12 protein-coding genes and 3 tRNA genes are annotated in these 13,160 nt (G+C 64.8%); 10 read left to right on the top strand and 5 right to left on the bottom strand.

Annotated elements, in window-relative coordinates:
- Positions 1 to 9: 9 nt before the first annotated feature.
- Positions 10 to 1,566, top strand: a complete 1,557-nt coding sequence (locus IEI94_RS02890; protein ID WP_191165384.1) for a SpoVR family protein — start codon at positions 10 to 12, stop codon at positions 1,564 to 1,566.
- A 67-nt stretch (positions 1,567 to 1,633) separates the two neighbouring features.
- Here the strand turns inward: IEI94_RS02890 and IEI94_RS02895 are convergent, their stop codons facing one another.
- Entirely contained in the window at positions 1,634 to 1,951 is a 318-nt protein-coding gene (locus IEI94_RS02895) for a high-potential iron-sulfur protein (RefSeq protein WP_191165386.1), read from the bottom strand.
- A gap of 340 nt (positions 1,952 to 2,291) precedes the next feature.
- Here IEI94_RS02895 and IEI94_RS02900 point away from each other — a divergent pair, with 340 nt between their 5' ends.
- Positions 2,292 to 2,762, top strand: coding sequence for a methylated-DNA--[protein]-cysteine S-methyltransferase (locus tag IEI94_RS02900; RefSeq protein ID WP_191165388.1), 471 nt, complete (start codon positions 2,292 to 2,294; stop codon positions 2,760 to 2,762).
- A gap of 85 nt (positions 2,763 to 2,847) precedes the next feature.
- The gene (locus IEI94_RS02905; protein WP_191165390.1) at positions 2,848 to 3,267 is read left to right on the top strand and encodes a CopD family protein; all 420 of its coding nucleotides are present in this window, start codon (positions 2,848 to 2,850) and stop codon (positions 3,265 to 3,267) included.
- A 47-nt stretch (positions 3,268 to 3,314) separates the two neighbouring features.
- Here IEI94_RS02905 and IEI94_RS02910 read toward each other — a convergent pair whose 3' ends face one another.
- Positions 3,315 to 3,791 carry a DUF2231 domain-containing protein gene (locus tag IEI94_RS02910; protein WP_191165392.1) on the bottom strand — a complete coding sequence of 159 codons (477 nt, stop codon included), beginning with the start codon at positions 3,789 to 3,791 and terminating at the stop codon, positions 3,315 to 3,317.
- Positions 3,792 to 3,929: 138 nt separating this feature from the next.
- Here IEI94_RS02910 and coxB point away from each other — a divergent pair, with 138 nt between their 5' ends.
- The 5 genes from coxB to IEI94_RS02935 all read left to right on the top strand — a co-directional run bounded on the left by coxB (position 3,930) and on the right by IEI94_RS02935 (position 9,149).
- Positions 3,930 to 4,853: a cytochrome c oxidase subunit II gene (coxB, locus tag IEI94_RS02915; protein WP_318153355.1), complete on the top strand. Its 924-nt coding sequence runs from the start codon at positions 3,930 to 3,932 to the stop codon at positions 4,851 to 4,853.
- Positions 4,850 to 7,381 carry a cytochrome c oxidase subunit I gene (gene ctaD, locus IEI94_RS02920; protein WP_191165395.1) on the top strand — a complete coding sequence of 844 codons (2,532 nt, stop codon included), beginning with the start codon at positions 4,850 to 4,852 and terminating at the stop codon, positions 7,379 to 7,381. Before coxB ends, ctaD begins: the two co-directional genes overlap by 4 nt.
- On the top strand, positions 7,378 to 7,722 hold the full coding sequence (locus tag IEI94_RS02925) for a hypothetical protein (RefSeq protein WP_191165397.1): 345 nt from the start codon (positions 7,378 to 7,380) through the stop codon (positions 7,720 to 7,722). The genes ctaD and IEI94_RS02925 overlap by 4 nt, the downstream gene beginning before the upstream one ends.
- Before the next feature lie 206 nt (positions 7,723 to 7,928).
- Positions 7,929 to 8,204, top strand: coding sequence for an Lrp/AsnC family transcriptional regulator (locus IEI94_RS02930; protein WP_076746515.1), 276 nt, complete (start codon positions 7,929 to 7,931; stop codon positions 8,202 to 8,204).
- An 87-nt stretch (positions 8,205 to 8,291) separates the two neighbouring features.
- The gene (locus IEI94_RS02935; RefSeq protein WP_191165399.1) at positions 8,292 to 9,149 is read left to right on the top strand and encodes a DNA/RNA non-specific endonuclease; all 858 of its coding nucleotides are present in this window, start codon (positions 8,292 to 8,294) and stop codon (positions 9,147 to 9,149) included.
- Between the two features lie 114 nt (positions 9,150 to 9,263).
- Here IEI94_RS02935 and IEI94_RS02940 read toward each other — a convergent pair.
- The 3 genes from IEI94_RS02940 to IEI94_RS02950 form a co-directional block, all read right to left on the bottom strand.
- Positions 9,264 to 9,350, bottom strand: a tRNA-Leu gene (locus IEI94_RS02940).
- 22 nt (positions 9,351 to 9,372) lie between these two features.
- A tRNA-Leu gene (locus IEI94_RS02945) sits at positions 9,373 to 9,459 on the bottom strand.
- 67 nt (positions 9,460 to 9,526) lie between these two features.
- Positions 9,527 to 9,613: transfer RNA gene (locus IEI94_RS02950), tRNA-Leu, on the bottom strand.
- A 224-nt stretch (positions 9,614 to 9,837) separates the two neighbouring features.
- Here IEI94_RS02950 and rnr point away from each other — a divergent pair.
- A complete protein-coding gene (gene rnr, locus IEI94_RS02955; RefSeq protein ID WP_191165401.1) occupies positions 9,838 to 12,207 on the top strand; it encodes a ribonuclease R in 2,370 nt (789 codons plus the stop codon).
- The gene (gene rlmB, locus IEI94_RS02960) at positions 12,207 to 13,025 is read left to right on the top strand and encodes a 23S rRNA (guanosine(2251)-2'-O)-methyltransferase RlmB (protein WP_191165403.1); all 819 of its coding nucleotides are present in this window, start codon (positions 12,207 to 12,209) and stop codon (positions 13,023 to 13,025) included. Before rnr ends, rlmB begins: the two co-directional genes overlap by 1 nt.
- Positions 13,026 to 13,160: the final 135 nt, after the last annotated feature.

Genomic DNA, 13,160 nt, shown 5'->3' on the forward strand with positions numbered 1-13,160 from the left:
GGACAGCGCATGACATCACGCAAGCCTATCGCCAGCGGGTCGGACTGGAATTTCGAGATTCTTGACGAGTTCGAGCGCGAGATTGCGCGGCTGGCCGACGAGTATCGCCTCGATACCTACCCCAACCAGATCGAGGTCATCACTTCCGAGCAGATGATGGACGCCTACGCTAGTGTGGGCATGCCGGTAGGCTATCACCACTGGTCGTTTGGCAAGCAGTTCCTGGCTGTGGAGCAGGCCTATCGGCGCGGCCAGATGGGCCTGGCCTATGAGCTGGTGATCAACTCCGACCCCTGTATCGCCTACCTGATGGAGGAGAACACCCTGATGATGCAGGTGTTGGTGATAGCTCATGCCTGCTATGGCCACAACTCCTTCTTCAAGGGCAACTACCTGTTCCGTGCCTGGACCGATGCCTCCTCGATCGTCGACTACCTGGTGTTCGCGCGGAAGTACGTCGCCGAGTGCGAAGAGCGCCACGGGGTGGTGGCGGTGGAGCAGCTGCTCGATGCCTGCCATGCGCTGCAGAACTATGGGGTCGATCGCTACAAGCGGCCATCGCCGATTTCGGCAGCCGAAGAGGCCCAGCGCCAGAAGGAGCGCGAGGCGTATCTTCAAGCCCAGGTCAACACCCTGTGGCGGACCATTCCCAACCTCGGGGGGGATGAGCCTGAGGCATCAATGCCGGATGATGACGACCCCCTCGGCCTTCATCAGTACCAGCGCTATCCGCCGGAGCCTCAGGAAAACCTGCTCTATTTTATCGAGAAGAACGCGCCGCTGCTGGCGCCCTGGCAGCGCGAGATCGTGCGCATCGTGCGCAAGCTGGCGCAGTACTTCTATCCTCAGCGCCAGACTCAGGTGATGAACGAGGGCTGGGCGACCTTCTGGCACTACACCCTGATGAACCGCATGTTCGACGATGGCCTGGTCGATGAGGGGCTGATCCTCGAGTTTCTGCAGTCGCACACCGCGGTGGTCAACCAGCCCGACTTCGATAGCCCCCACTATAGTGGCATCAACCCCTACGCCTTGGGGTTTGCCATGTTCAGCGACATCAAGCGTATCTGCCAGGCGCCCACCGATGAAGATCGTGAGTGGTTTCCCGATATCGCCGGTAGCGACTGGCTGGAGACCCTGCACTTTGCCATGCGCAACTTCAAGGATGAATCCTTTATCCAGCAGTTCCTGTCGCCCAAGGTGATCCGTGACCTCAAGCTGTTCAGCGTGGTCGATGATGATCAGGATGAGATGCTCGAGGTCAGCGCCATACACGACGAGCGGGGCTATCAGCGGGTGCGCGAGGCGCTGTCGGTGCAGTATGCGCTGTCGGTACGCGAGCCCAATATCCAGATCTACGCTGCCGATATTCGCGGCGATCGTTCCTTGACCCTGCGTCACGTGCAGGATCGTCGCCGGCCGCTGGCCAAGAGCGTCTACCCGGTGATGCGCCATCTGCATCAGCTATGGGGCTTTGCGGTACGCCTGGAGTCGGTAGAAGAGGGTGAGGTGGTGCGCCGCTATCAGTGGCCGCTACCCGACGAAAGCCACCGCGAACCGGCGTGAGCGAGTGTGATAAGCAAGAACGCCGCACTGGGCGGCGTTCTTGAGAGGCACTAAAGGTTGTTACCTATCAGCCGTTCATCTCGACCCAGGACTGACACCAGCCAGCAGGTTCGACGCTGTTTTCCGGGAACAGTGTGCAGCCTTCGTTCGCTTCGGTGTAGAACATGCAGTTATCGCAGCGTTCGCCCTCTTCATAGGCGGGGTGATCGCTGGCATCGCTGGCGTCTTCCACGTAGTTGAGTGCTTCAGCCTCAGGGGCTTCCGGGTCGAGACGCGGCAGGCTGTCGGCGAAGGCGCTCTTGGATAGAATGCCCGCGCCCAGCGGCAGGGCGGCCATGCCCAGCAGACTGTTACGCATAAAGTCACGACGACTCTGGTTAGCCATGGTATCTCCTTATCATCTTTATTTGGAGTTTCGTTGCGCCCTGCCAGGGGCGGCGAAGACTCCTTTCACGGTTCGTGATGGTGGCCGAAGGCCGACCATAATCGGGCGGTGTCCGCCTCTAATATAGGGCAAGCGTTGACTGCCCTGCCGCGCGCCTCGAAACATGGTCCGAGACTGGCGCTATCCTACAACGAGCGAGCCCGTCATCGACGAGTATATGACAATGCTTGCGCCTTGCAGTTCGCCTCTCATGCTAGAGCATCTGGCCTGTGTTTCGCGAATCTGCGTCGAGATGTCGCGCTAGCTACGGTGCCATCATGGTTCAGTACAAGGAGACGTCATGCGTTACACCCAGTTCGCCTCGCCGTTTGGCGAGATCCTGCTGGCCGGCGATCAGTCTGGCCTGGCCCACCTGGTACTGCTCGACGGCGAGGCGAGCCTCGAGATCGGCGACACATGGCAGCGCGACGATGCTGCCTTCGACATGGCGCGTGAGCAGGTGCTGGCCTATCTGGATGGACGCAGACGCAGCTTCAGCCTTGAGCTGGCGCCCCAGGGCAGTGATTTCCAGCGTCAGGTGTGGGCAGCACTGCTGCGCATCCCCTACGGCGAGACGCGCACCTACGGTGAGTTGGCCAGGCGCCTGGGGCGTGAAGGGGCGGCGCGCGCGATTGGTGCGGCCAACGGCGCCAATCCGCTGCCGCTGCTGATCCCTTGCCACCGGGTGGTGGCCGCCGACGGTTTGGGCAGCTACAGCGGCGGTGAGGCGCTCAAGGCTCGGCTGCTGGCGCTGGAGTCGCCGTCAGCGTGAACGCCGCCCCTTGGCCACCAGCTGGGGCTGGGGTAGGGTGGGTTTATTGACGACCTGATTCGAATCGCTACGCAAGGATGCCGCCATGCCCTGGATCAAGTTCGTGCATATCGCCGCACTGGTCTGCTGGTGCGGGGCGCTGCTCTACCTTCCTGCTCTGCTGATGGCCAGCGTGCGCCAGCGCGCCGATGGTGGCTTCGATCACGATGCGCCGCCCATTCCCCGCTTCCTTTTCAATAGTGCCGCGACCCCGGCGGCGCTGCTGGCGATTGCTTCCGGCACGCTGCTGTTCCTGATCTATGGCCTGGCCGGCGGCTGGCTGGTGCTCAAGCTCGCCGCGGTGATGGGCATGGTGCTGTGCCATGCGCTGTGCGGTTGGTTGATACTGCGCGTTGAGCAGAACCACTGGCGGGGGGTATGGACGCTTAGCGCGCTGACGGCAGCGCTGGCGTCGCTGCTGATGCTCACCGTTATCGCACTGGTATTGGCCAAGCCGTTCGCCTGACGCCACTCATGAGGAGACGCCGAATGCAGCAAACGCCGGGGCCGTGCTCAGTCGTCGACGTCGACACCCACCGCATGCTCATAGACCAGCTGGCCGCCGAGCCAGCCGGCCAGGGCGATCATCGCCGCGGTCAGCAACGACAGGGCCAGTCCCCAGGGCAGCAGGTCGCTGGGATCATCGAGCCGAAACAGCCAGTTGAGCGAGGCCAGCGAGAGCATCATCACCGCGATGATGGCGTGACTCCAGCCGGTAATCAGGCGGCGAATGCGCTTGACCGTGACCAGGTCGATGATGCCCGCGATGCTGGCGATCCAGCCGCCGAAGGCGCCGACGCCGGCCAGCCACAGGCTGGCGCGGGCCCAGAACGGATCGCCGCTGTAGAGGTAGCCCAGGTCGCTGACCACCAGCGCCATCAGCGCGGCCACCGGGAAGTGGATCATCACCGGATGCAGCGGGTGGCCGGCGAAGGAGGCGCGGCTCTTGATCGAGCGCTGTGGGGTCTTGGGAGGAGAGCTCTTGGCCATGGTCGCGTCCTCTGCGCCAGCGATACGAAAGGGGTACCTGGCATTCAACGCGTCCTGCGACGGTGGGTCAACCGCGGTTCGCTCGCCCTGGTAGCGTGGCTGGGACTGGCGCTATCCGGCTGCAGCGGCGACCGTTCGATTCTCGACCCGGCCGGCCAGGCCGCGCGCGAGGTGGCCTGGCTGTGGTGGGGCATGCTGGCCTTCTCGACCGTGGTGCTGGTGGTGATCACGCTGCTGTGGCTGTACGCCTTCCGCGGGGGCCAGCGCGCAGAGCGCTCGACCCGCGACGAGCAGCGTATCGCGCGGCGCTGGATCATCGGCGGCGGGCTGCTGCTGCCGGGGCTGTCGATCGTGGTGCTGCTGGCGTTTGGAGTGCCCGTGGGACAGCGCATGCTGCCCCTGCCGCTCCCCGACGGCCAGCAGGCCGAGCGCATTGAGGTGATCGGCCACCAGTGGTGGTGGGAGGTGCGCTATCCCGACGCCGAGGGCGGCGAGGTGGTGACTTCGAATCAGCTGATGATGCCGGTGGGCGAGCCGGTGGACTTTCATGTCACCGGAGCCGATGTGATCCACGCCTTCTGGATCCCGCGTCTGGGCGGCAAGATCGACATGATCCCGGGGCGCACCAACGTGATCCGCCTCGAGGCCGACTTCGCCGGGGTGTTCGGCGCCCAGTGCGCCGAGTTCTGCGGCGCTCAGCACACCAATATGCAGCTGCACGTGGAGGCCATGCCGCGGGACGACTTCGAGGCCTGGCTGGCTGCACGCCAGTCGCCGCCTGAGCCGCCCGACGATACCGCTCAGGAGGCCTTCGTCGAGCACTGCGCCAGCTGCCACCGGGTGGCCGGGGTGAGCGACGGCCAGCAGGGCCCGGACCTCAGCGATATCGGTGACCGCGTCAACCTCGGCGCCGGGCGACTGGCCATGGAGGAGGGCGCCATCGCCTACTGGCTGCGCCACCATCAGCAGCTCAAGCCCGGCAACCGTATGCCGTCCCATGACCACCTCGATGCCGAGACGCTGGATGCGCTCGGCGCCTGGCTGGAGACCCTGAGCCCATGAGCGAGACCGCCCAGACGGCAACGCCGCAAGACCCCCAGCGCCTGCATGAGGACATGCATGAGGTGTGGGGCAATCCGCGCGGCCTCAAGGCGCTGACCATCGTCAACCACACCACCCTGGGCCTGCGTTTCATGGTCACCGGGATGGTGTTCTTCCTGATCGGCGGGATCCTGGCGATGCTGGTGCGCACCCAGCTGGCCTTCCCCGACCAGGAGTTCATGTCGCCGGAGATCTACAACCAGGTCTTCACCATGCACGGCACGGTGATGATGTTCCTGTTCGCCATCCCCATGCTCGAGGGCCTGGCGATCTACATGATCCCCAAGATGATCGGTGCCCGCGACCTGGTCTGCCCGCGCCTCACCTCGCTGGGCTACTGGTGCTATCTGTTTGGCGGCATCATCCTCACCTCGAGCCTGTTCCTGGAGATGGCGCCGGACAGCGGCTGGTTCATGTATACCCCGCTGAGCAGCGGCGAGTTTGCGCCGGGGCCGGGGTCCGACTTCTGGCTGCTGGGTATCACCTTCATCGAGATATCGGCGCTGTCTGCCGGGGTCGAGCTGGTGGTCTCGATCCTGCGTACCCGCACCCGCGGCATGTCGCTGGACAAGATGCCGCTGTTCGCCTGGTACATCCTGGCCATGGCGCTGATGATCGTGGTCGGTTTTCCGCCGCTGATCCTGGCCAGCGTCATGCTCGAGCTCGAGCGCGCGGTGGGCATGCCGTTCTTCGAGGTCGCCGCCGGCGGTGATCCGATCCTCTGGCAGCACCTGTTCTGGCTATTCGGCCACCCCGAGGTCTATATCATCTTCCTGCCCGCGGCGGGGATCGTCTCGACGCTGATTCCGGTCTTCGCCGGGCGCCCCATCGTCGGCTATCGCTGGGTGGTGGTGGCGATCATCGTCACCGGCTTCATCAGCTTCGGGCTCTGGGTGCACCATATGTTCACGGTGGGCATTCCGCAGCTGGCCCAGGCGTTCTTCTCCGCGGCCAGCATGCTGGTGGCGGTGCCCACGGCGATCCAGGTATTCGTATGGCTGGCCACGCTATGGCTGGGGCGACCGGTGATGAAGCTGCCGATGCTGTGGGTGCTCGGCTTCCTGATCATCTTCGTATGCGGTGGTCTGACCGGGGTGATGCTGGCGCTGGTACCCTTCAACTGGCAGGTACACGACACCCACTTCGTGGTCGCGCATATGCACTATGTGCTGGTCGGCGGCATGCTGTTCCCGCTGATGGCCGGCCTCTACTACTGGCTGCCGCTGTTCTCCGGGCGCATGCCCTCCGAGCGCCTGGGACGCTGGGGCTTCTGGCTAACCTTCCTCGGTTTCAACGCTACCTTCCTGATCATGCACTGGACCGGCCTGCTGGGCATGCCACGACGGATCTACACCTATGAGACGGCGATGGGCTGGGACATCTTCAACCTGCTGTCGTCGATCGGTGGTTTCGTGATGTCGGCGGGTATCGCCATGGTGCTGTTGGATATCGCCCTGCATTTCCGCTTCGGCCGGCCGGCGCCGCGCAACCCGTGGAACGCCGACACCCTGGAGTGGACCACCTCGATGCCGCCCAGCGCCTATAACTTCGCCAGTCTGCCGCGGGTGGATAGCCGCCACCCGCTGTGGGACGACCCGGACCTGCCGCGCACCATCGCCGCGGGCCAGCATGACCTGGCGGTGATCGACCACGGCCGTCGCGAGCTGTGGGGCAGCGATCCGCTCACCGGCAAGGTACGCGAGATCATCCATCTGCCGGGCAACTCCTGGTGGCCGCTGTTTGCGGCGCTGGCGCTGGCGGTGGTGTGCGTATGTTTGCTGGTGCGACTCTACCCGCTGGCCGGCTTCGCTACGCTGGTGGCGGCGGTCTTCCTGCTGCGCTGGTCGTGGGAGAACGGCGCCCACCCCAGGGCCGCGCCGGATGCCCGGGTACAGCCGGGCGATCCGCCGCTGCACTCGCGGACCATGGACGGCCCCGGGCTGTGGGCGATGTCGATTGCGCTGCTCGCCAACGGCTCCTTCTTCCTGTCGTACCTGTTCGGCTGGTTCTACCTGTGGACGGTATCGCCCGAGTGGAGCATGCCCGACACCACGCCGCTATCGCTGCCGCTGATGGTGCTGGCAGGGGTGGCGCTAAGCGTCGGCACGCTGTGGCTGGAGAAGCTGGTGCGTGGGCTGCGTCGCCAGCACGACCACGGCCTGGCGTCGGGTCTGTTTATGGTCACCGCGCTGGGCGGCGCCCAGGTAGCTCTGCTGATCGGGGTGATCTGGCAGGCCGATCTCGCCGCCACCGAGACGGCCCACGATGCGGTGCTGCTGCTGGGCCTGATCTATGTGCTTCTGCACGCTGCGCTGGGGGCGGTATTGACCCTGCTCCAAGGGCTGCGCGTCGGCTACGGCTACGTTAGCGCCGAGGCGCCTTACGAGCCAGCCGTGGTGGCCCGGCTGTGGCGTTACAATCTGGTGGTTTACTGGATCGTGGTGTTCGCCACCCTGGTGATGCCAATGTGGCTGGGGGGGAGCGCATGAGCCGTCTGGCGCTGACCCATCCGCTGCATCTGGTCATCGGACTGACGCTGTGGAGTATCTGGTTCGTGGCGATCTATGGCGGGCTCTCGGTGGCCTGTGCGGTGGCGCCGCCGGCGCCGCAGCAGGGTGCGTTGACTGCCATCAACGTTACGCTGGGCCTGCTCACCGCGGCGACCACGGCACTGCTCGCCTGGCTGGCCTGGGCCTGCCTGCAGGCGGCTCGCGATGAGCTGGGCAGGCCGCGTTTCGTGGCCGCGGTATCGGCCGGTCTCTATCTGTTCTCGGCGGTGTCGACGCTGTTCGTGGGGATTCCGGTGATTGGCGTGCCGCCGTGTCTCTAGTGCAGCATCTGGCTGAGCGACGGCTGCTTCAGCGCTCGGGACTGATCCGCCGGTAGGCCTCCTCTCCTCCCTCTTCGACCTACCGCCGGCGTCCCTCGCCTAGCGTAGCGGCGATAGCCTAGCGTTACCCTTGAGCAAAGGACGCCGAGGGCGCCACGCTGCTATACTCCCGCCAGCGCTTTTCCCCCTATTTCAGGAGCGACTCCATGCAGAACGCCGTGATTCTGATCAACGCCGAGAAGGGCAAGATCAAGGCCGTGGCCGAGCGCTTGGCCGATGTCGAGGGCATCAGCGAAGTGTTCTCCACCTGCGGCCGCTACGACCTGGTGGCGATCGCCCGGACCCGCGATTTCGAGGGCCTGGCGCAGCTGGTCACCGAGCGCCTCGACCAGGTCGAAGGCATTCGCGAGACCGAGACCCTCAATGCCATGCAGGTGCATTCACGCCACGATCTGGAGACGATGTTCTCGGTGGGTTGGTAAGTACTTACCGGGGCGCGAGGTGAGATACGCCATCCGCCTGTGCGGCCCCTGGGCGCAAGGATATGAGGGTTAGCGAGTGTTTACTGCATGAAGCGGCGCATATCACGCTGGCGCCGTCAGGCGCGTGGGATCGGCATCAGTCTGGTGTTCGTGTTGGTGGGTACCGGCCTGTGGTACAGCCAGGAGCAGGAGTATCGCGACCAGCTGGTGTGGATGGGCGTGCCGACCTGGGAGTCGCCGACGCCTACCAGCCTGCACCGGGTGCTGCGCAACGACGGCTTCCTGGTGGGGTGGTCGGATCTGCGCGTCAATCCGCTGTGGGTCAGCTACACCCTGCACGCGGTGGACGATCCGAGTGCCGGGCCGCGGCCCAATTTCCAGCGTGACTGGCGGACCCTGTGGCCGATCACCCCGGACAGCTACCTGGGCAGCGGTTACGACCGCGGCCATCTGGCGCCCAACTACGCCATCGCCGCGGTCCACGGCGCCGAGGCCCAGTCGCAGAGCTTTCTGATGAGCAATATCTCGCCGCAGCGACCGGATCTCAATCGACGCCTCTGGCAGCGTCTCGAAGAGGCGGTGATCGACTACTTCGTGCCGCGCTTTGGCGTGGTGCAGGTGATCACCGGCCCGGTGTTTCCCGAGCGCTTCATGGACAATATCTTCAACCGTGTGGGGCTGGTCGAGATTCCCGAGGCCTTCTACAAGATCCTGGTGGTGCCCGCCGAACAGCCGCTGGCGCTGGCCTTTATCATGCCCCAGGAGGTCGCCGGCGATGAGCCTCTGGGCGACTATCTGGTCAGCATCGACGAGATCGAGGCGCGCACTGGGCTCGACTTCTTCCCCAATCTGCCCGAGGCCGCGGCGCAGCGGCTAGAGAGCCGGGTGGAAACCGATGGCTGGGGGCTGGAAGAGGTGTCCAGGCTGCCGGGGCGCTTTGATTAGAGATTAGCAGCCACGCGAAAACGCCGCCCTGGCGAGTGCCGGGTGGTGCGAAAGATGTAGGGAGTAACAGATAGGGCAGAGGGGGTGCTGCAATCAACGTTTACACGATACGTATGGTGCCCAGGAGAGGACTTGAACCTCCACGTCCTTACGGACACTAGCACCTGAAGCTAGCGCGTCTACCAATTCCGCCACCTGGGCGTATCGTGTGGTCATGTTCGCGTGGTGCCCAGGAGAGGACTTGAACCTCCACGTCCTTACGGACACTAGCACCTGAAGCTAGCGCGTCTACCAATTCCGCCACCTGGGCGAACATGAACCATAGTGCTGATAAAGAGCGTGGAATCTAGGATTCCGTGACATCGCAAGATGTCGATTGGTGCCCAGAAGAGGACTTGAACCTCCACGTCCTTACGGACACTAGCACCTGAAGCTAGCGCGTCTACCAATTCCGCCATCTGGGCAAGTGGCGAGCATAATACCTATTCCGCTCTTGATTGCAAGCCCCAAGCGCGGCTTTGGCGCACGTCAGCGCGCCAATACGCGCTTGGCTAAATGCCGAGCAGCGGCTATGGGTTGGGTGTAGAGAGCGGCGGCGCTATACTGCCGCCATGACATTGACAATTCGACCGATTATTGCCTCCCGCCCGCAGTGCCTCGCGCGCATTTCTTCAAGGACGCCCCTCGCATGACTCATTGGACGCTCAGCGACGACCCACACGCGGAACGTGAAGCCCACAAGTACGACAACCCCGTCCCCAGCCGAGAATATCTGCTGGCCCGACTGGAAGATTGCGGCAAGCCCATCACCCATGAGGAGATGAGCCGCATGCTGGGGCTCGAGGATGAGAACCAGCTTGAGGCGGTGCGCCGCCGCCTGGCGGCGATGGAGCGCGACGGTCAGATTCTGCGCGACCGCCGCGGCGCCTACGCGCTGATCAACAAGCTTGACCTGATCAAGGGCAAGGTGCTCGGCCATCGCGACGGTTTCGGTTTCCTGATTCGCGACGATGGCAAGAAGCCCGACCTGGTGATGCCGCCTCGGCAGATGCGTCGCGTGTTCCACGGCGATCACGTGCTGGTCAGGGTCAGCGGTCGTGATCGCCGCGGTCGCGACGAGGCGACCATTGCCGAGATCATCGCCCGTAACACCCAGACCATCGTCGGCGTCTATCGTCAGAATAACGACGAGTTCGGGGTGCTGATCCCCGAGAACTCGCGCATCTCCCAGGAAGTGATCATCCCTCATAGTGCCTGCGGTGGTGCCCAGGACGGCCAGGTCGTTTCGGCCAAGATCGTCAAGCAGCCCGAGACTCGGGTGCAGCCGGTGGGCGAAGTGGTCGAGGTGCTCGGCGAGCGCATGGACCCGGGGATGGAGATCGACATCGCCATCCGCAGCCACGATATCCCCGCCGAGTTTCCGCCCGATGTGACCGACCAGATCGCCAGCATGTCGGCGGAGGTGGCCGAGGGCGACAAGGCACACCGCATCGACCTGCGCGACGTGCCGCTGGTGACCATCGACGACGAGAGCGCCAAGGACTTCGATGACGCGGTATGCGCCTGGAAGACCAAATCAGGCAGCTGGAAGCTGCTGGTCGCGATCGCTGACGTCTCCCACTATGTGCGTCCCGGCAGCGCTCTGGATCAGGAAGCCCACACTCGCGGCAACTCGGTGTACTTCCCCGGTCAGGTGGTGCCGATGCTGCCGGAGCTGCTCTCCAACGGACTCTGCTCGCTGAATCCGGACGTCGATCGCCTGGCGCTGGTCTGCGAGATGAATATCTCCCAGAGCGGGGTGATCAGCCGCTACCGCTTCTACGAGGCGGTGTTCCGCTCCCATGCGCGGCTTACCTACAACAAGGTCGGCAAGATCCTCGAGAGCGAGGAGAGCCCCGAGCGCCAAGCGCTGCGCGAGGAGCACCGCGAGCTGGTGCCCTCCCTCGAGAACCTGCATGCGCTCTATCAACTGCTGCGCAGTTCGCGCAGTGAGCGTGGCGCGATCGAGTTCGAGACCACCGAAACCGCCATCCTGTTCAACGATGAGCGCAAGATCGAGAATATCGTGCCGCGTTCGCGCAACGATGCTCACAAGATCATCGAGGAGTGCATGCTGGCCGCCAACGTGGCCACCGCACGCTTCCTCGACAAGCATGATCTGCCGGCGCTGTATCGCATTCACCAGCCGCCGTCGCCGGAGCGACTCGACAAGCTGCGGCTGTTCCTCAATGAGCTCGGCCTGTCGCTGGGCGGCGGCGACGAGCCGACGCCGCAGGACTACCGGGCACTGAGCGAGGTGATCAAGGACCGCCCCGACTTCGACATCATCCAGACGGTGATGCTGCGCTCGATGAACCGTGCGGTCTACTCGCCGCACAACGAGGGGCACTTCGGCCTGGCCTACCCGGCTTACGCCCACTTCACCTCACCGATTCGCCGCTACCCGGATCTGCTGGTTCACCGCGCGATTCGCTCGGTTATCCGCGGTCCGCGTCAGACCGCCACGGTGCTGCGCGCCGAGGGCGCGCCGGTGGATCCGCCGAGCAGCTGGTGCCCCTACACCTTCGAGCAGATGATCGAGCTCGGCGAGCACTGCTCGATGACCGAGCGGCGCGCCGACGACGCCACCCGCGACGTCGAAGACTGGCTCAAGTGCGAGTTCATGTCCGACAAGCTCGGCGAGGTCTACGACGGCACCGTTGCCTCGGTGACCCAGTTCGGGATCTTCGTGCGCCTCGACGACATCTACGTCGAGGGCCTGGTCCACGTCACCTCGCTGCCCTCCGACTACTACCACTACGAGGCTGAAAAGCACCGCCTCAAGGGCGAGCGCTCAGGGGTCTCCTACCGGCTGGGCGACGGCGTCACCGTGCAGGTGGCGCGGGTCGACCTCGATGATCGCAAGATCGACTTCGATCTGGTCGATGACAAGCCGCGGCCGCAGCGCCCGCCCAAGCGTCGCAAGCCGGCGTCTGATGCCCCTGCTGCCAAGGCTGACAAGAGCGACAAGCCGCGCCGCCGCCGCGGTCCGCGCAAGCCGAAGGGCGATAAGCGCTGATGCCGATCCATAAGCGCCGCAAACCGTCGTCGAGGGGCAAGAAGGCCCAATCCCCCGGCGGCCTGGATGCAGTCTTCGGCGTGCATGCGGTGCGTGCGCTGCTCGACCGTGGCGAGCGCCCCCGCGAGCTGTGGGTGCAGGAGGGCGGTGCCGCCGCACGGCTCGCCGAGCTGGTCGAGACTGCCCAGCAGCGCGGCACGCGCCTGGTCAGCCAGCCCCGCGAGATCCTCGATGAGTTGGCTCAGGAGGCCGCCCACCAGGGCATCGTCGCCTTCTGTACGCCGCTAGCTGCAGAGGGTGAAGCCTCGCTATGGCTGCGCCTAGAGGCCTGGCCCGAGGAGGCGCCCGCGCCGCTGCTGCTGATCCTCGACGGCGTGACCGATGTGCACAACTTCGGCGCCTGCCTGCGCAGCGCCGATGCCGCCGGGGTCCACGGGGTGATCGTGCCCAAGGACAAGGCGGCTCCACTCAACGCCACGGTGCGCAAGGTCGCCTGTGGTGCGGCAGAGAGTGTGCCGGTTTACCAGGTCACCAACCTGGCCCGGGCCATGGCCAAGCTCAAGTCGCTGGGCGTGTGGATCACCGGCACCGCCGGCGAGGCGGAGGTGAGCCTGTTCGAGGCGGATTTTAGCGGCGCCACGGCGCTGGTGATGGGCGCCGAGGGCAAGGGCATGCGGCGTCTGACCCGTGAGGCCTGCGACGGCCTGGTCAAGCTGCCGATGGCCGGCAGCGTCTCGAGCCTTAACGTCTCGGTGGCCACCGGGGTCTGCCTGTTCGAGGCGGTGCGTCAGCGGGGCTCAACTGCGCGGCGATCTTGAGCTGGCTTGCAATTGCCTTAGGCACTAGCGTCGATAAGAGACCGCTTAGGACTGACCCGGCGGCAGGCCTACGAGGGGGCGCTGTAAACCCGTCCCTGGGCGCTATCTTGCGCCATCCATGGCGCAAACCCCCTC

Origin of the sequence: Halomonas sp. ML-15 (genome assembly GCF_014779595.1) — a bacterium.
Taxonomy (GTDB): domain Bacteria; phylum Pseudomonadota; class Gammaproteobacteria; order Pseudomonadales; family Halomonadaceae; genus Franzmannia.